The following is a 16,226-nucleotide window of genomic DNA, read 5'->3' as shown; positions in this document are numbered from 1 at the left end:
CGGCCGTGATCCTGGGCACGGCAGTCTGGGCGGAGGGCCCCGGCGAGCGCCGGGCCCTGGTGGCCCGTCTGGACTCGGGCCGCCTGGCGGACCTGAACCGCCTCGAGGCCGTGCGACTGCGCAAGCTCGGGGAGGGGGCGCCGGACCGGCTGGCGGAGGTGCTCGTGCCCCCCAGCCTCCGGCGCGCCCTGGAGGGTGGACCCCGGGCCCTGGCCCGCCTCCGGCAGACCCTGGCCTATGCGGAGAAATGGGATCGGCGCGGCACCCTGCCGGAGACCCTGGCCCCGCGGCCGGACGCGGTGACCCTCCTGCCCTGTCTGCCCCGGCCGGCCACCCTGCGGCAGGCCGGCGGCGGCGCCCTGGACCGCCTGCGGGTGGCCGGCCCCGGCGGCCTGCTCCAGGCGCCCCCGCGCCCGACCCTGGCCGCCCTGGGCACCCTGGGCGGCGCGGCCGCCGGCTTCTGCCTGGCCCTGGAGGACGCCGGAGGCGCGGTCCTGGGCGCCTGGATGGTGACGGACTGGCCCCAGGGCCAGCTGGACCTGCGGACGGGCACCCACCGGCGGCGCATCCCCTTCAGTGCCTGGGAGGGCATCGAGCTCCCCCTCCTGCGGCCCGGCGAGGTCCTGCTGCTGCCCGCCCCGCGGCTGAAGCCCCTCCCGGACCTGGAGCCCGGGACCTCCCTGGTGCTGCAGGCCCCCTTCGAGGCGCTGGACCTGCGCCTGGGCGTGGAGGCGCTGCACCCCACCGTGCAGTGACCGGCGCGGCGGTCAGCCCCGCATCATCTCCGCGATGAGGAAGGCCATCTCCAGGCTCTGGACGCCGTTCAGCCGCGGGTCGCAGCCGGTCTCGTATGCCTTCGCCAGGTCCACCTCCGACAGCCGCTGGGTGCCGCCGGTGCATTCCGTCACGGCCTCGCCCGTGAGCTCGAAGTGGACGCCGCCCAGGTGGGAGCCGAGCTCCCGGTGGATCTCGAAGGCCTGGCGGAGCTCGGCGAGGATGGCGTCGAAGTCCCGGGTCTTGAGCCCCTGGGCACTCTCGACCCCATTGCCGTGCATGGGATCGCAGCTCCAGAGGACGGTCCGCCCCGCGGCCTGCACGGCCTTCAGCAGGGGCGGCAGGGCCTCGCGGATCCGCCGGGCGCCGAAGCGGGAGATGAGGGTGATGCGTCCCGCCTCGCGCCCCGGGTCGAGACGGTCGAGGAGGGCCACGAGATGCTCCGGCGTGGCGCTGGGGCCCACCTTCACCCCCAGGGGGTTGCGCAGGCCCCGGAGGTATTCGATGTGGGCCCCGTCCAGCTGCCGAGTGCGCTCGCCCACCCAGAGGGTGTGGGCGCCGAGGTTGTAGTAGGCCCCGGCCTCGACCACCCAGCGGGTGAGGGCCTCCTCGAAGGGCAGGAGGAGGGCCTCGTGGCTGGTGAAGAAGTCGATGCGCTCCAGGGCGTCCCGCTGGACGCCGCCCAGGGCCTCCAGGAAATCCAGGGACTCCTTCACCTGGTCCAGGGTCCGGCGGTACTCGGGCACCTCGCCCGTGCCGCCGGGCAGCTCCCAGCGCTCGGGGTGGTGCAGGTCCGCGAAGCCGCCGGCCGTGAGGGCCCGCAGGTGGTTGAGGGTGGCGGCGGCGTGGAAGTAGGCCTCCAGCATCCGGGACGGGTCAGGGCGTCGCGCCTCGGGCGTGGCCTCGAGGGCGTTCACCAGGTCGCCCCGGTAGCTCGGCAGCTCCCGCCCGCGGATCAGCTCCGTGGCCTTGCTGCGGGGCTTGGCGAACTGGCCGGCGATGCGGCCCACCCGCACCACGGGCCTGCGTCCGCCGTGGGTGAGGGCCACCGACATCTGGAGCAGCACCCGCAGCTTCCCGGCGATGGCCTCCGGCGCGCAGTCCTTGAACTGCTCGGCACAGTCCCCGCCCTGGAGCAGGAAGCGCCGGCCGGCCGCCGCCTCCGCCAGCAGGCCCCGCAGGCGGTCCACCTCCTCGGGCACCACCAGGGGCGGGAGCTGCCGCAGCCGCGCCAGGACCCCCTCCAGCGCGGTGGGTTCGGGGTAGGCGGGCTGCTGCTCCGCGGGGAAGCGCTGCCAGCTGTGGGGGTTCCAGGGCTTGGTCATGTCCCATTCTGCCTGCAGGCCCCAGGGTTTGGCCATGTCCGTCCGGCGAGAGGGCCTCAGGCCGGCTCAGGCTCCACGGGCGTCACCCAGCGGTAGCCCTCGCCGCCCACGGTGGCGATCCAGGGCGTGCCCTGCTCCTCTCCCAGCTTCTTCCGGAGGTTGGCGATGTGGACATCCACCGTGCGGGCGGAGGGGCGGGCGTCGGGTTCCCAGGCCAGCTGGAGCAGTTCCCGCCGGCTGTGGGTGCGCCCCGGATGGGTGATGAGGATCTCCAGGAGGCGGAATTCCCGGGGCGTGAGGTCCAGGGTCCTGCCCTCCCGCCGGGCCTCGAGGCGGGGCAGGTCGAAGCGGAAGGGGCCGGAACGGAGCAGGGGCGGGCGGTCCACGGGGCGGGTGCGGCGGAGGATGGCCTTCACCCGCGCGATCAGCTCCAGCACCGAGAAGGGCTTCACCAGGTAGTCGTCGGCCCCGAGGCTCAGGCCCTGCACCCGGTCGGTCTCCTGGCCGCGGGCCGTGAGCATGAGCACCGGCACCTCGTCCTTGCGCTCCCGGAGGTTCCGCAGGACCTCGAAGCCGTCCATCTGGGGCAGCATGAGGTCCAGGACGATGAGGTCCGCCCGGCGGGCCGCGTGGGCCGCCAGGGCGGGCACACCGTCCCCGGCGGCCTCGACGGAGTAGCCTTCGAAGCTGAGGTTGTTGACGAGGAGCTGGCAGAGGGAGGGCTCGTCCTCCACCACGAGGATGTGGGTCACGGCGTCTCGCTCAAGGAACAGGCATTCCAAGATGCACACGTTGCCTTGGAAAGGCAAGAGCCCCATGCTGCAATTTCCAAGCGGATCAGGAGGCCTAGTAGCGGCTGTCCGCGGGCTTCCCGCCCTTCGGCCAGTCGTTCACCTTGGCGGGGAAGTCCGGCCGGGGCTGGTGGGTGAAGTACTCCGAGACGTCGTAGGCCTCCTGGGCCGTGAGGGGGGCGCCCCCGTCGAGGCCGCTCATGTTGGCCTTCACGAAGGCCGCGGCCTTGCTGGTCCGGGCCATGCCGGCGCCGAGGTTGAAGGAGCGGGGCCCCCAGAGGGGCGGGGCATCGGCGGCACCCTGGCCGTCCGCCCCGTGGCAGGAGGCGCAGGACCGGGCATAGAGCGACTTCCCCTTCGCCGCATCCGGCTGGGCCGGGGCCGGGAAGGCCGGGATGCCCCGTCCCGCGACGTCCACGCCCACGGGCACGTCCCGGGAGAGCCACCAGATGTAGGCCAGCATCCCCCGCATCTCGGCGCTGCCCGCGGGCAGGGGCTTGCCGTTCATGGAGCGGAGGAAGCAGCCGTTGATGCGGTCCTCCAGGGTGCCCACCCGGCCGGCCCGGGGCAGGTAGGTGGGGAAGGCCCCCCAGAGGCCCACCATCGGCGAGGCGTTGGCCGCGCGGCCCGCCTCCAGGTGGCAGCTGCTGCAGCTCAGCGCGTTGCCGGAGTAGGCCGCGGCGTGGACGGGGGTGTTCGTGAAGATCTGCCGGCCCAGGCGGATGGCCTCCCCCAGGGGGCCCTCCGGGAGGGTGGACTCGGGCGGCGCGTTCAGCGGCACCTGTTTCGGCGCCTGCCCGGCCACCAGGGCCAGCCCGAAGGCCGCCAGGCCGAACCATGCCAGGCTCTTCCACCGTGTGACCATGGCCACCTCCCCCGGGGGTACGCCCCCGGGTGATGCTAGCTTCCCGCGGGTTCCCGACCCGTGATGACCGTCACGAGGCAGGCCTCCAGGTCACTGGAGATGCAGGTCCCATGGGCTCCGGCACGGATCAGGCGACGGGGATCTCGAGGATGGCGGCGAAGCCCTCGCCCGGCGCGGAGGCGAAGGTGAGGCCCCAGCCACGGGGTCCCCTCCGCGAGGGCAAGCCGAAGGCGCAGCAGGAGCGGGAGCACGCGACGGGCGTCGCGTGCGATCGGGGGGTGGTGCGAGGCGTGCCGAACCGGGGCGGGGAACGGCTCAGGCGACGGGGATCTCGAGGATGGCGGCGAAGCCCTCGCCCGGCGCGGAGGCGAAGGTGAGGCCCCAGCCCTCCTGCTCCGCCACCTGCACGAGGAGGCTCAGGCCGAGGCCCTGGCCCTCCCGCAGGAACCCCTCCTTGCCAGCTTCGCGGATGCGCTGGAAGGGCTTGCCGAGGGCCTTGACCTGATGGGGGGCCAGGCCTTCGCCCTCGTCGCTCACCTGGATGCAGAGCCGGCGGCGGGTCCGCCAGGTCTCCAGGGAGACCGTCCCGCGGCCATGGCCGAGGGCGTTCTCCAGGAGCGTGAGGATGGCGGCGCGGAGGGAGGTCAGGGGCGCCTGGCCGGAGGTTTCGCACAGGCCCAGCTGGAGGGTGCGGCCCTCGAGTTCGAAACCCGGCCGCAGGTCCTCCGCCACGTCCCGAATCCAGTCGGGGGTGGCCTGGGCCCGGGGACCCGTGGAGCCGCCGCCCCGGATCACCCGGAGCCCGTTCTCGATGATGAGGGTGAGGTGGTCCACCTCCTCGCCGATCTTGAGGAGCTCCTCGTCGGCCCGCTCGGGGCTCAGGCGCCCCAGGCGCAGGGAGTCGCACCGGAACTTCAGGAGGGCCAGGGGGGTCTTGAGGCTGTGGGTGAGGGAGGCCATGCGGTCGGCGTCCAGCACGGCCCGCCGCCGGGCCCGGTGCCGGAGCCACAGCCCCAGGCTGATGGCGATCCCGACCAGGACGGAGACGGCATAGGCGGCGTTCCGCTGCTTGGTGTAGGCCTTCCGGTAGGCCAGCTCCTGCTCCTCGAAGGGGATGCCCCCGAGGTTCCAGCCCTCCCCGAAGGCGTTCGTCTTGGTGATGGCCTGGAGCCAGTAGCCCGAGAGCCGCCGGGGGTCGGCCTGCAGGTGGGGGGCCCTCCCCCACTCCACCATCGGCAGGTCGGTCCGCGCCAGGTCGGATTCCTGGGCCAGCCCCACCCGGAGGCTCGGCTTCGGGCCCAGGGCGATCTCCAGCTCCCGCTCCACCTCGGGTGCGCCGGGCCGCCACCGCTTGATGACCAGCCACCGGTCGGAGAGGAGGACCACCGTGGCCACTTTGCCGAAATCGGGGTCCTGGCTCTTCGGCGGATTCCACTCGAAGCGCTGCGCCATCTCGGCGTGGCTCATCCAGTCGAGGTAGAGCTGGGAGCGGGCGTCCTCCGGGGCGCGCACCAGGTGCCCCCCTTCGCGCACCCAGAGGGTCCGGCCCTCGAACCGGTCCAGGAGGGCCACCACCAGGGGCTGCTGCGCCAGGAACTGGCGGACCTCCTTCTCCTTCCCGGTGTGGACGGACTCGAGGATGGGCAGGGACTTCCAGTGGCGCTCCACGGCCTCGAAATCGGCCCAGTGGGCGTCGGAATAGGCGTTCCTGGCGTCGAAGTCCTGGCTCTGCAGGTAGAGCTTCGGGGCCAGCAGCAGCATCCCGGCGGTCACGAGCCCCGCGAGGATCAGCAGGATGAGGCCGCTGCGCTGCTGCAGGCGCTGCCACCGCGTGGGCCCCTTGAGGCCCGGGTGCAGGAATCGGAAGCGGGAGGCGCGGTGGCGGTACATGGGAGCCCGGGGTGTCCCGCCAGCTTATCGGCCGGGCCCCCTTGCGGCTACTGGCCGGGGTTCAGCCCAGGGCCAGCATGCGCTCCAGGGGCTTGAGGGCGCGGAGGCGCATGGCCTCCTCCAGGTGGATCTCGGGCTTCAGGTCCCGCAGGGCCAGGTAGAGCTTCTCGAGGTTGTTCAGCTTCATGTAGGGGCAGAGGCTGCAGTTGCAGCCGCTGTCGGCGGGGGCGGGAATCAGCTCGGCGTCGGGGCGCCGCTGGCGCATCTGGTGGAGGATGCCCGCCTCGGTGGCCACGATGAAGGCCTTGGCGCTGTCCTTGGCCACGAAGTTCAGCAGGGCGGCCGTCGAGCCCACGAAGTCCGCCAGCTGGCTCACGGTGGCGTCGCATTCGGGATGGGCGATGAGCTTGGCCTCGGGGTGCTGGGCCTTCAGGGCCGCCAGCCGCTTGGCGGTGAACTGCTCGTGGACGATGCAGAAGCCCGGGAACAGGACCATGTCCCGGCCCGTCTGCTTCGCCACCCACTTGCCCAGGTGCCGGTCGGGAGCGAAGACGATCTTCCGGTCCTTCGGGATGCTCTCCACCACCCGCACGGCGTTGCTGCTGGTGCAGATGACGGTGCTGAGGGCCTTCACGCCGGCCGAGCAGTTGATGTAGCTCACCACCTCGTGGTCGGGGTACTGCTTCAGCCATTCGGCGAAGAAGTCCGCAGGGCAGCGGTCGGCCAGGCTGCAGCCGGCGTCCATGTCGGGGATCACCACGGTCTTCCCGGGATTCAGGATCTTGGCGGTCTCCGCCATGAAGTGGACGCCGCAGAAGGCGATGACCTCCGCGTCCGCCCGGGCCGCCTGCTGGCTTAGCTGGAGGCTGTCGCCCACGAAGTCCGCCAGGTCCTGGATCTCCGGCTCCTGGTAGTAGTGGGCCAGGAGGACTGCCTTTCGCTCCCGCTTGAGGCGCCGGATCTCCGCCAACAGGTCCAGGCCGGGGGGGATGCTCTCGAGGTCGGGGACGTAGGGGGCGGTCAGTTCCATGGATTCATTCTAGGCCCTTGTCCAGAAAGCGCCGGATCCGCTGACCCGGTTCGGGATGGTCGAAGACCTCCCCGAAGGCGGCCCGCTCCCAGGCCAGGGCCGGGGGACGGGGGAGCCCCGCCTGCCGGGCTTGGAGGTTTCCGAGGAGGGCCAGGGCCCGTTCACAAGCCCCGGATTCCGACCCGGGGACTGGCCCGGGAGGTGGGTTTCCGTTACCCTGAGATCGGATCGCAGGGTCCAGGTGGATGTGGAATTCCGATGGCTGCCCCCCGGGGGCGGACATCGGTCCAGGTCTATATGGATTCATGCCTTTTCGTCCAAGGGGGGGACACATGGCCAAGGCGCAGGGGCTCGACACGTCCAGCATCTCACGGCTGGACCAGACCAAGATCAGCCAGTACTTCGGCTGCAACACCTTCAACGAGCGCACCATGCGCGAGCGGCTGCAGAAGGACGTCTACAAGGCCTACAAGCAGGCCCTGAAGCGCGGCGTGGCCCTCTCGCCCGAGGTGGCCCGGAGCGTGGCCCTGGCCATGAAGGAATGGGCCCTGGAGCAGGGCTGCACCCACTTCACCCACTGGTTCCTGCCCATGACGGGCGCCACCGCCGAGAAGCACGATGCCTTCATCACCTGGGACGAGCCGGGCTCCGTCATCGAGCGGTTCAGCGGCAGCCAGCTCATCCAGGGCGAGCCCGACGCCAGCTCCTTCCCCTCCGGCGGCCTGCGCGCCACCTTCGAGGCGCGGGGCTACACGGCCTGGGATCCGGCCAGCCCGGCCTTCATCATGGAGGGCCCGCTCGGCAAGACCCTGTGCATCCCCACGGCCTTCGTCGGGTACCACGGCGAGGCCCTGGACCACAAGGTGCCGCTCCTGCGCTCCATGGAGGTCGTGTCCCGCCGCGCGCAGGAGGCCCTGATCCACTTCGGCCTGCAGACGGAGAGCGTCGTGGCCCAGTGCGGCCCCGAGCAGGAGTACTTCGCGGTGGACCTGGAGCTGGCCCAGCAGCGGCCCGACCTGATGTTCGCCAACCGGACCCTGCAGGGCGCCAAGCCGCCCAAGGGCCAGGAGCTGGAGGACCACTACTTCGGCAGCATCAAGGAGCGCGTCCTCGGGTTCATGCAGGACGTGGAGCTGGAGTGCTTCAAGCTGGGCATCCCCGCCAAGACCCGCCACAACGAGGTGGCGCCGAACCAGTTCGAGATCGCGCCCATCTACGAGCCCGCCAACCTCGCCAGCGACCACAACCAGCTGCTGATGGAGCTCCTCAAGTCCGTGGGCGAGCGCCATGGCCTGGCGATCCTCCTGCACGAGAAGCCCTTCGCCGGCGTCAACGGCAGCGGCAAGCACGTGAACTGGAGCCTGGCCACGGAGGAGGGCACCAACCTGCTGGAGCCCGGCCATACGCCCGAGCAGAACCTCCAGTTCCTCTACTTCCTCAGCGCCACGCTGAAGGCCATCCACACCCACGGCGGCCTGCTCCGCGCGGCCATCGCCAGCGCCGGGAACGACCACCGCCTGGGCGCCAACGAGGCCCCCCCGGCCATCATGTCCGTCTTCCTCGGGGCCCAGCTCAACCACATCCTGGATGCCATCGAGAAGGGCGACGCCGCCGATGCCTCCGCCAAGCACATCCTCGACCTGGGCATCGCCAACCTGCCCATGATCGAGAAGGACGCCACGGACCGGAACCGCACCAGCCCCTTCGCCTTCACGGGCAACAAGTTCGAATTCCGCGCCGTGGGCTCCAGCCAGCCCATCGCCCTGCCGCTCACGGTGATCAACGCGGCCGTGGCCGAGGCCCTGGAAGGCCTGAACGCCCGCCTCGAAGCGGAGCTGAAGTCCGGCAAGGAGCACCAGGCCGCCGTCATGGCCGTGGTGAAGCAGGTCATCGTGGAGACCAAGGCCATCCGGTTCGAGGGCAACGGCTACTCCGAGGCGTGGAAGCAGGAAGCCGAACGGCGCGGCCTGCCCCACGCCAAGGACACGGTGGCGGCCCTGCACATCTGGGAGCAGCCGGCCTCCAAGGCCGTCTTCACCCGCCCCGGCATCCTGGGCGAGCACGAGCTGGAGGCCCGCGTCCACATCCGGCACGAGCAGTACCAGAAGGCCGTGGCCATCGAGACCCAGGTGCTGCGCGAGATGGCCGAGACCCAGATCCTGCCCTCCATCACCGCCGACCTGGGGGCCCGCGCCGAGAGCCTCTCCCGGCTGCAGGCCGTCGGCGTGACGGTGCCCGAGCCCATGAAGGCCGCCCTCCAGGCCCAGGTCACCCTCGCCGGCGAGGCCCAGGTCCGCCTGGCGGCCATGAAGGCGGCCCTGGTGGAGGCCGAGGGCGTGGAGGACATCCACGCCCGCACCGAAGCCTTCGGGAACAAGGTGAACCTGGCCAAGCACGCCCTCCGCGAGGTGCTCGACCACCTGGAGGAGGCCTGCGATGCCGACCTCTGGCCCCTGCCGAAGTACTGGCAGCTGCTCTCCCCGCTGGTCTGACGGCGCGGGGAGCCACGGAAACGGGCCGCTCGCGCGGCCCGTTTCCATGGCGGGGGAAGGCGCCTATCGTCCGAAGCGGAAGACGGCGCTGACCTGCACCCAGGTGGCGGTGTCGAAGCCGAAGCCGTCGTTCCCGTTCTTGTCGGTGAAGACCTGGTTGAGGGTGCCCTCCAGGGAGAAGGTGGGCGTGAACGAATAGCCGCCGCCGCCCCGGATGCCCAGCTTGCCGCTCTGGGAGGCGCTGCCGCTGATGCGGTAGCCCCCGGCATTGAACTCGTAGTCGTCCTTGATGCTGTTCAGCGAGGCGCCGGCCACCGTGTACCAGCCGGAGCGGGGGCCGTCGAAGTGGTAGACCCAATCCGCGCCCGCCTGGATGGCAGTGTACTCGTTCTTGGGATCGTCGAAGCCGCCCCAGCCGGATCCGGGGAACTTCTCGTAGGTCAGGTGGGCACGGACCTCGTGGTTCCGGGTGATGGCGAAGTCCAGGTGGCCGCCCACGTGGGCGCCGAAGAACTGGTTGGTGCCGAGGCCCGACTTGTCCTTCAGGTCGCCCACGGGCAGGGACAGTCCGGTGTAGACGCCCCCGTTGATGTCCTGGGCGGAGAGGGCGACGCCCGCGAGGGCGAGGGCGATGGCGAGGGTGCGACGCATGGAACCTCCGATGACTGCCCCGGGACGGGGCGGGGCCCAGCCTAGCGGAGAATCATCACGGCTGCGTCATCCGATCGGACTATCCGGCCTGCTACTCCACCGTGACGCCGCGTCCCGTGCGGATCCGCTGCTCGATCCTGGAGGTGCTGTGGCCGGGGAGGAAGGGGATGAGCACCAGCCGTCCCCCGCGGGCCTCCACGTCCTCGCGACCCACGACGGTCTCCGGGGTGTAGTCGCCGCCCTTCACCAGGATGTCGGGCCGGAGGGCGCGGATGAGCTCCAGCGGGGTGTCCTCGTCGAAGCGCACGACGGCGTCCACGCTGCGCAGGCCCAGCAGCACCGCCGCGCGGGCGGCCTCGTCCTGGAGGGGGCGCCCGGGGCCCTTCAGGCGGGCCACGGACGCGTCACTGTTGAGGCCCACCACCAGGAAGTCGCCCAGGGACCGGGCGTCCTCCAGGTACTTCACGTGCCCGGGGTGGATGAGGTCGAAGCAGCCGTTGGTGAAGCAGAGCCTTCCCGGGCGGGGGACCGCCGCCAGGAAGGCCTGGGCCGTGGGGAAGAACCGGGAGGATGACGACATGATCGAATCGGAATATAATGGAGGGTCGTGGACGTGTCCGACAGGAGAAGGATGCCATGCCCCTCTACGAGTACCGTTGTGAAGCTTGCGGCCAGCGCGAAGAGAAGCTGGAGAGCATGTCCGCCCCCGAGGCGCACGACTGCCCCAAGTGCAGCGCCGCCGCGGGGATGAAGCGCCAGGTGTCCGTCAGCGCCTTCACGCTGGCGGGCGGCGGCTGGTACAAGAGCACTGCCGCGGAGCCCACCCCGGCCGCCGCTCCGGCCCCATCGTCCTCGGGCCACGGCTGCGCCAGCGGGGCCTGCGGCTGCCCCTTCGCGAGCTGAGGGGCCTGCGCCTGCATTCGGTGCATTGACTTCCATGGCCGTTTCGATAGGCTAGGAGGTTCCCGGCCCCGTGGGTCGGCGACGTTTCCTGTCCGTCCGATGTCCCCTTGGGGGACCTCTCGGGCCCAGGCCCGGATCCACCGGAGCCTTCCTTGGAGGATGGTGTGCCTACCATCAATCAGCTGATCCGCCTCGGGCGGAAGACTTTCGAGAACAAGACGAAGAGCCCCGCGCTCGACGCCTGCCCCCAGAAGCGCGGTGTCTGCACCCGCGTGTTCACCACCACGCCGAAGAAGCCGAACTCGGCCCTCCGCAAGGTGGCCCGTGTCCGTCTCACCAACGGCATCGAGTGCACGACCTACATCCCGGGCGTGGGCCACAACCTGCAGGAGCACAGCATCGTGCTCATCCGAGGCGGCCGTGTGAAGGACCTGCCGGGCGTGCGCTACCACGTGGTGCGCGGCACCCTGGACGCCACCGGCGTCGCGGGCCGCAACCAGTCCCGTTCCAAGTACGGCGCCAAGCGCCCCAAGGCTGGCGCCGCGCCGGCCAAGAAGAAGTAGGGGAGGTAGAACATGGCCCGTCGTTCCGCACCCGCCAAGCGTGAGATCCTCCCGGATCCCGTCTACAACAGCCTCGTCGTCTCCAAGTTCGTGAACATCCTCATGGAGCGCGGCAAGAAGGCCACCGCCGAGCGCATCCTCTACGGCGCCCTGGAGATCGTCTCCAAGAAGTCCGGCGAGGAGGCCCTGGAGGCCTTCCAGAAGGCCCTGAACAACATCAAGCCCTCCGTCGAGGTGAAGTCCCGCCGCGTGGGCGGTGCCACCTACCAGGTGCCCGTGGAGGTTCCCCAGAACCGCCGGACCTCCCTGGCCATGCGCTGGCTCAAGACCTACTCCGCCTCCCGCGGCGAGCGCACCATGCGCGACAAGCTGGCCGGCGAGATCCTCGACGCCATGAACTTCCGCGGCGCCGCGATCAAGAAGAAGGACGACGTCCACAAGATGGCCGAGGCCAACAAGGCCTTCGCGCACTTCCGCTGGTAGCAGTCCCTCCGACCGGAAGGAGCCGCCTTCGGGGCGGCTCCTTCCACGAAGGTCTTTGAAGCAGTCCCGACTCCGATCCTGTTCTGATCCTTTCAGGAGGCCGCAGTGGCCCGCCACACTCCCCTCGAGCGCTACCGGAACATCGGCATCATGGCGCACATCGATGCCGGCAAGACGACCACCACGGAGCGCATCCTCTACTACACCGGCAAGATCCACAAGATCGGCGAGGTGCACGAGGGTGCCGCCACCACCGACTGGATGGTGCAGGAGCAGGAGCGGGGCATCACCATCACCTCCGCCGCCATCACGGCCGCCTGGACGCCCCAGACCGGCCAGCTGAAGGGCGTGGAGCACCGCATCAACATCATCGACACCCCCGGCCACGTGGACTTCACGGCCGAGGTGGAGCGCAGCCTGCGCGTGCTGGACGGCGCCTGCGCCGTGTTCTGCGCGGTGGGCGGCGTCGAGCCCCAGTCCGAGACCGTGTGGCGGCAGGCCGACAAGTACGGCGTGCCCCGCATGGCCTTCGTGAACAAGATGGATCGTCCCGGCGCCGACTTCTTCCGCGTCGTCGAGATGATGAAGACCCGCCTCAAGGCGCGGCCCATGCCCATCCAGATTCCCATCGGCGCCGAGGAGAACTTCAAGGGCGTGGTCGACCTCGTCCTCATGAAGGCCCTGACGTTCGACGAGGGCGACAAGGGCTTCAAGGTCATCTACGGCGAGATCCCGGCCGACCTGGTGGAGACCGCCCGCGAGTGGCGGGAGAAGATGGTCGAGATGGTGGCCGAGACGGACGAGGCCCTGATGGACAAGTACCTCGGCGGCGAGGAGCTGACCGAGGACGAGATCCGCACCGGCATCCGCAAGGGCTGCATCAGCCTCACCTTCACGCCGATGATGTGCGGCTCCGCCTTCAAGAACAAGGGCGTCCAGCCCATGCTCGACGCGGTGGTGAGCTACATGCCCTCGCCCCTCGACATCCCGGCCATCAAGGGCATGGATGGCGACGGCAACGAGGTGGAGCGCAAGGCCGACGACGCCGAGCCCTTCAGCGCCCTCATCTTCAAGATCATGGCCGACCCCTTCGTCGGCTCCCTGGCCTTCCTCCGCGTCTACTCCGGCGTGCTGGCCGCGGGTTCGGGTGTCTACAACGCCGCCAAGGGCCGCCGCGAGCGCATCGGGCGCCTCCTCCAGATGCACGCCAACAAGCGCGAGGACATCGAAGAGGTCCGCACGGGCGACATCGGCGCCGCCGTGGGCCTGAAGGACGTCCTCACGGGTCAGACCATCTGCGACGAGGAGCACCCGGTGATCCTCGAGAGCATGGACTTCCCTGACCCCGTCATCCAGGTGGCCATCGAGCCCAAGACGAAGGCCGACCAGGAGAAGATGGGCGTCGCGCTGGGCCGCCTGGCCCAGGAGGACCCCACCTTCAAGGTGAAGACCGATCCCGAGACCAACCAGACGATCATCGCCGGCATGGGCGAGCTGCACCTCGAGATCATCGTCGACCGCATGATGCGCGAGTTCAAGGTCGAGGCCAACGTGGGCAAGCCCATGGTGGCCTACCGCGAGACCATCCGGAAGCGGGTGGAGGCCGAGGGCAAGTTCGTGCGGCAGTCGGGCGGCCGGGGCCAGTACGGCCACGTCAAGCTCATCATCGAGCCCAACGAGGCCGGCAAGGGCTACGAGTTCATCAACGACATCAAGGGCGGTGTGGTGCCCAAGGAATACATCAAGCCCACCGACCAGGGCATCCAGGAGGCCATGCAGTCCGGCGTCCTCGCGGGCTACCCCTGCGTCGACATCAAGGTCACCATCTTCGACGGCAGCTACCACGACGTGGACTCCAACGAAATGGCCTTCAAGATCGCCGGCTCCATGGGCTTCAAGGCCGGCTGCGAGAAGGCCTCCCCGGTGATCCTCGAGCCGATCATGGCCGTCGAGGTCGTGGTCCCCGAGGACTACATGGGCGACGTCATCGGCAACCTGAACAGCCGCCGCGGCCGCATCGAGAACATGGAGGACCGGGCCGGCTCCAAGGTGGTCACCGCCAAGGTGCCCCTGGCCGAGATGTTCGCCTACTCCACCACCCTCCGCGGCATGACCCAGGGCCGCGGCAACTACACCATGCAGTTCTCGCACTACGAGGAAGCGCCCAAGAACGTGGCCGAGGAGATCGTGGCCAAGGTCAAGGGCAGCAAGTAGCGTAGCCGGGGGTCCCGCGCTCCGCTTCGCTGCGCGCACACCCCCGGACCCCGCCGCTCGGCCCGGCGAAGCCGGTCCTCGCAGCCAGCATTTCAGGCATTACCAGTAATAAATTGATTTACCTGCAGTTCCAGCCCCTCTCGGGGTGAGGCCGTCCTTCGAACCTTCGGGTTGCCGGGCCTCCTGATCCACCCGCTTCCCCCTCCGGGGGGTCGTGCGTTCTCTCAAAAAGCCGTTGCGATTCCAGCGGCTTTTGTTATGCTGATCAGCCCTGTCCCTGTTTCCGGGACAGATCCACATGGGCGGTCAGCGCCCCACGTCTATGGACGGTCTCCGTCCCAATGGAGTGAGCATGAAAGACAACATCCGCATCCGTTTGCGTGCCTTCGACCACCGTCTGCTCGACCAGAGCACCCGCGAGATCGTGGACACCGCCAAGCGCACGGGCGCCCAGGTGGCCGGGCCCATCCCCCTGCCCACCCGGACGAACAAGTACACCGTCAACCGTTCCCCCCACGTGGACAAGAAGAGCCGGGACCAGTTCGAGATCCGCACCCACAAGCGGCTGCTCGACATCCTGAACCCGACCCAGAACACCGTGGACACCCTGATGCGCCTCGACCTGCCCGCCGGCGTCGACGTGGAGATCAAGGTCTTCAGCCGCCAGGGCAACCGGTAGAGGGGGGAGAAAACATGTCCAAGGGAATCATCGGAAAGAAGCTGGGGATGACCCAGATCTTCAATGAGCAGGGCCAGATCGTGCCCGTGACCGTCATCCAGGCCGGCCCCTGCGTGGTCGTGCAGCGCAAGACCTCCGCGAAGGATGGCTACGAGGCCGTGCAGATCGGCTTCGTGGACCCCAACGGCGGCAAGCGCGCCTCCAAGGCCGAGAAGGGCCATTGCGAGAAGCTGGGTGTCGCCCCGGTCCGCGTGCTGCGCGAGATCAAGGTGGACGCCGCCGACGCCTCCAAGCCCGGCGACAGCGTCCTGGCCAGCGCCTTCGAGGCGAAGACCAAGGTGAACGTCACCGGCATCAGCAAGGGCAAGGGCTTCGCGGGCGTCATCAAGCGGCACCACTTCGCCGGCGGCCGCGCGACCCACGGCTCCATGTTCCACCGCGCCCCCGGCTCCATCGGCGGGTCCAGCTATCCCAGCCGCGTGTTCCCCGGGATGCGCATGGCCGGCCACATGGGCGACGCCCAGGTGACCGTCCGCAACCTGGAGATCGCCAAGGTGGACGCCGAGAACAACCTGCTGCTCATCAAGGGCGCCGTCCCCGGCCCCAAGGGTGGGTACATCGTCATCAAGCAGGAGGCCTAGGATGGCAGCGTTCCAGCATCCCGTCGTCAATCTCGACAACAAGCAGGTGGGCACCGTCGACCTGCTGCCCGAGGTCTTCAAGCTCGAGGAGCTGAACCAGCACCTGATCTGGGAGGCCGTGCGCCACTTCCTGGCGAAGCGCCGCTCCGGCACCGCCAAGACCAAGGACAAGTGGGAAGTCAGTGGCTCCGGCAAGAAGCTCTGGAAGCAGAAGGGCACCGGCCGCGCCCGCATGGGCTCCATCCGCAGCCCGCTGTGGAAGGGCGGCGCCACGGTCCACGGACCCCACCCCCGCTCCTATGACTACGCCTTCCCCAAGAAGGCCCGCCGCGCGGCCCTCCGCAATGCGCTGTCCGCCAAGCTGGCCCAGGGCCAGATCATGGTGGTCGAGAACTGGGACGTGGCCACCCACAAGACCAAGGCCCTGGTCCAGACCCTCGGCAAGCTCGGCGTCACCGGCTCCGCCCTGCTGGTGGGCACCGAGGCCAGCGAGAAGCTCGCCCTGGCCGCCGGCAACAATCCCAAGCTGCAGACCGTCGAGAGCCTGGGCGTGAACGTCTACGAGCTCCTCAAGTACGACCAGGTGATCTTCTCCAAGGAAGCGGTCCTGGCCCTCCAGGAGGTGGTGAAGCCATGACCAAGATCTTCGAAGTGATCCGCAAGCCCCTCCTCACGGAGAAGGGCCAGATCCTGCGCGAGAAGAACATCCAGGTGTTCGAGGTGGCCACCTGGGCCACCAAGCACCAGATCCAGGAGGCCGTGGAGCTGCTGCTCCAGTCCAAGGTGAAGAGCGTCCGCACCGTGCGGATCCCCAGCCGGACCAAGCGCCTCGGCCGCTTCGTGGGCACCTCCGGTCCCAAGAAGAAGGCCTATGTCGAACTCGCCGAAGGCCCCAAGGCCGAGTAGGCGTCACCTGGCGGACGGA

The 16,226-nt window shown here is 69.7% G+C and carries 16 protein-coding genes and 1 pseudogene; 10 read left to right on the top strand and 7 right to left on the bottom strand.

Going from position 1 to position 16,226, the window contains the following annotated elements; genetic code table 11:
- Positions 1–5: 5 nt before the first annotated feature.
- Complete coding sequence (locus QSJ33_RS12180) at positions 6–755, top strand: hypothetical protein (RefSeq protein ID WP_285726495.1); 750 nt, start codon at positions 6–8, stop codon at positions 753–755.
- A 12-nt stretch (positions 756–767) separates the two neighbouring features.
- Here QSJ33_RS12180 and QSJ33_RS12175 read toward each other — a convergent pair whose 3' ends face one another.
- From QSJ33_RS12175 to nadA, 5 genes are all read right to left on the bottom strand, one after another.
- On the bottom strand, positions 768–2,099 hold the full coding sequence (locus QSJ33_RS12175; RefSeq protein WP_285726493.1) for a class II 3-deoxy-7-phosphoheptulonate synthase: 1,332 nt from the start codon (positions 2,097–2,099) through the stop codon (positions 768–770).
- A 56-nt stretch (positions 2,100–2,155) separates the two neighbouring features.
- Positions 2,156–2,851: a response regulator transcription factor gene (locus tag QSJ33_RS12170; protein ID WP_285726490.1), complete on the bottom strand. Its 696-nt coding sequence runs from the start codon at positions 2,849–2,851 to the stop codon at positions 2,156–2,158.
- 94 nt (positions 2,852–2,945) lie between these two features.
- Positions 2,946–3,755, bottom strand: coding sequence for a c-type cytochrome (locus tag QSJ33_RS12165; protein ID WP_285726488.1), 810 nt, complete (start codon positions 3,753–3,755; stop codon positions 2,946–2,948).
- Positions 3,756–4,070: 315 nt separating this feature from the next.
- The gene (locus tag QSJ33_RS12160) at positions 4,071–5,645 is read right to left on the bottom strand and encodes a sensor histidine kinase (protein WP_285726486.1); all 1,575 of its coding nucleotides are present in this window, start codon (positions 5,643–5,645) and stop codon (positions 4,071–4,073) included.
- Positions 5,646–5,706: 61 nt separating this feature from the next.
- Positions 5,707–6,675 (bottom strand): quinolinate synthase NadA, encoded by a 969-nt coding sequence (gene nadA, locus QSJ33_RS12155; RefSeq protein ID WP_285726484.1) that lies wholly within the window; start codon positions 6,673–6,675, stop codon positions 5,707–5,709.
- Between the two features lie 332 nt (positions 6,676–7,007).
- Between nadA and QSJ33_RS12150 the strand changes: the two genes are divergently transcribed.
- Positions 7,008–9,167 (top strand): glutamine synthetase III family protein, encoded by a 2,160-nt coding sequence (locus tag QSJ33_RS12150; protein ID WP_285726482.1) that lies wholly within the window; start codon positions 7,008–7,010, stop codon positions 9,165–9,167.
- A 63-nt stretch (positions 9,168–9,230) separates the two neighbouring features.
- Here the strand turns inward: QSJ33_RS12150 and QSJ33_RS12145 are convergent, their stop codons facing one another.
- Both QSJ33_RS12145 and rfaE2 read right to left on the bottom strand, forming a co-directional pair.
- Positions 9,231–9,818, bottom strand: coding sequence for a hypothetical protein (locus tag QSJ33_RS12145; RefSeq protein WP_285726480.1), 588 nt, complete (start codon positions 9,816–9,818; stop codon positions 9,231–9,233).
- Between the two features lie 91 nt (positions 9,819–9,909).
- Positions 9,910–10,326: pseudogene (rfaE2, locus tag QSJ33_RS12140) on the bottom strand (D-glycero-beta-D-manno-heptose 1-phosphate adenylyltransferase); the annotation flags it as partial.
- 128 nt (positions 10,327–10,454) lie between these two features.
- Between rfaE2 and QSJ33_RS12135 the strand changes: the two are divergent.
- The 8 genes from QSJ33_RS12135 (at position 10,455) to QSJ33_RS12100 (ending at position 16,207) form a co-directional block, all read left to right on the top strand.
- Positions 10,455–10,721 carry an FmdB family zinc ribbon protein gene (locus tag QSJ33_RS12135; RefSeq protein WP_285726477.1) on the top strand — a complete coding sequence of 89 codons (267 nt, stop codon included), beginning with the start codon at positions 10,455–10,457 and terminating at the stop codon, positions 10,719–10,721.
- A 164-nt stretch (positions 10,722–10,885) separates the two neighbouring features.
- Complete coding sequence (rpsL, locus tag QSJ33_RS12130) at positions 10,886–11,284, top strand: 30S ribosomal protein S12 (RefSeq protein ID WP_285726475.1); 399 nt, start codon at positions 10,886–10,888, stop codon at positions 11,282–11,284.
- A 12-nt stretch (positions 11,285–11,296) separates the two neighbouring features.
- Positions 11,297–11,767 carry a 30S ribosomal protein S7 gene (rpsG, locus tag QSJ33_RS12125; protein ID WP_285726473.1) on the top strand — a complete coding sequence of 157 codons (471 nt, stop codon included), beginning with the start codon at positions 11,297–11,299 and terminating at the stop codon, positions 11,765–11,767.
- Positions 11,768–11,872: 105 nt separating this feature from the next.
- Positions 11,873–13,981 carry an elongation factor G gene (gene fusA, locus QSJ33_RS12120; protein WP_285726471.1) on the top strand — a complete coding sequence of 703 codons (2,109 nt, stop codon included), beginning with the start codon at positions 11,873–11,875 and terminating at the stop codon, positions 13,979–13,981.
- Between the two features lie 352 nt (positions 13,982–14,333).
- Positions 14,334–14,660: a 30S ribosomal protein S10 gene (gene rpsJ, locus QSJ33_RS12115; RefSeq protein WP_043483643.1), complete on the top strand. Its 327-nt coding sequence runs from the start codon at positions 14,334–14,336 to the stop codon at positions 14,658–14,660.
- Between the two features lie 14 nt (positions 14,661–14,674).
- Positions 14,675–15,301, top strand: coding sequence for a 50S ribosomal protein L3 (gene rplC / locus QSJ33_RS12110; protein WP_285726469.1), 627 nt, complete (start codon positions 14,675–14,677; stop codon positions 15,299–15,301).
- Between the two features lies 1 nt (position 15,302).
- On the top strand, positions 15,303–15,938 hold the full coding sequence (gene rplD, locus QSJ33_RS12105) for a 50S ribosomal protein L4 (RefSeq protein ID WP_285726467.1): 636 nt from the start codon (positions 15,303–15,305) through the stop codon (positions 15,936–15,938).
- The gene (locus tag QSJ33_RS12100; RefSeq protein ID WP_285726465.1) at positions 15,935–16,207 is read left to right on the top strand and encodes a 50S ribosomal protein L23; all 273 of its coding nucleotides are present in this window, start codon (positions 15,935–15,937) and stop codon (positions 16,205–16,207) included. The genes rplD and QSJ33_RS12100 overlap by 4 nt, the downstream gene beginning before the upstream one ends.
- Positions 16,208–16,226 lie beyond the last annotated feature (19 nt).

The organism is Geothrix rubra, assembly GCF_030268065.1.
Lineage (GTDB): Bacteria > Acidobacteriota > Holophagae > Holophagales > Holophagaceae > Geothrix > Geothrix rubra.
The sequence above is the reverse complement of the archived record's forward strand: the minus strand, read 5'-3'. Positions and strand labels throughout refer to the sequence as shown.

Coding starts and splice junctions, on each gene's coding strand:
- QSJ33_RS12175 (WP_285726493.1), bottom strand. CDS start 2,099: ATGACCAAGCCCTGGAACCCCCACAGCTGGCAGCGCTTCCCCGCGGAG.
- QSJ33_RS12165 (WP_285726488.1), bottom strand. CDS start 3,755: ATGGTCACACGGTGGAAGAGCCTGGCATGGTTCGGCCTGGCGGCCTTC.
- QSJ33_RS12160 (WP_285726486.1), bottom strand. CDS start 5,645: ATGTACCGCCACCGCGCCTCCCGCTTCCGATTCCTGCACCCGGGCCTC.
- nadA (WP_285726484.1), bottom strand. CDS start 6,675: ATGGAACTGACCGCCCCCTACGTCCCCGACCTCGAGAGCATCCCCCCC.
- QSJ33_RS12150 (WP_285726482.1), top strand. CDS start 7,008: ATGGCCAAGGCGCAGGGGCTCGACACGTCCAGCATCTCACGGCTGGAC.
- QSJ33_RS12145 (WP_285726480.1), bottom strand. CDS start 9,818: ATGCGTCGCACCCTCGCCATCGCCCTCGCCCTCGCGGGCGTCGCCCTC.
- QSJ33_RS12135 (WP_285726477.1), top strand. CDS start 10,455: ATGCCCCTCTACGAGTACCGTTGTGAAGCTTGCGGCCAGCGCGAAGAG.
- rpsG (WP_285726473.1), top strand. CDS start 11,297: ATGGCCCGTCGTTCCGCACCCGCCAAGCGTGAGATCCTCCCGGATCCC.
- rpsJ (WP_043483643.1), top strand. CDS start 14,334: ATGAAAGACAACATCCGCATCCGTTTGCGTGCCTTCGACCACCGTCTG.
- rplC (WP_285726469.1), top strand. CDS start 14,675: ATGTCCAAGGGAATCATCGGAAAGAAGCTGGGGATGACCCAGATCTTC.
- rplD (WP_285726467.1), top strand. CDS start 15,303: ATGGCAGCGTTCCAGCATCCCGTCGTCAATCTCGACAACAAGCAGGTG.
- QSJ33_RS12100 (WP_285726465.1), top strand. CDS start 15,935: ATGACCAAGATCTTCGAAGTGATCCGCAAGCCCCTCCTCACGGAGAAG.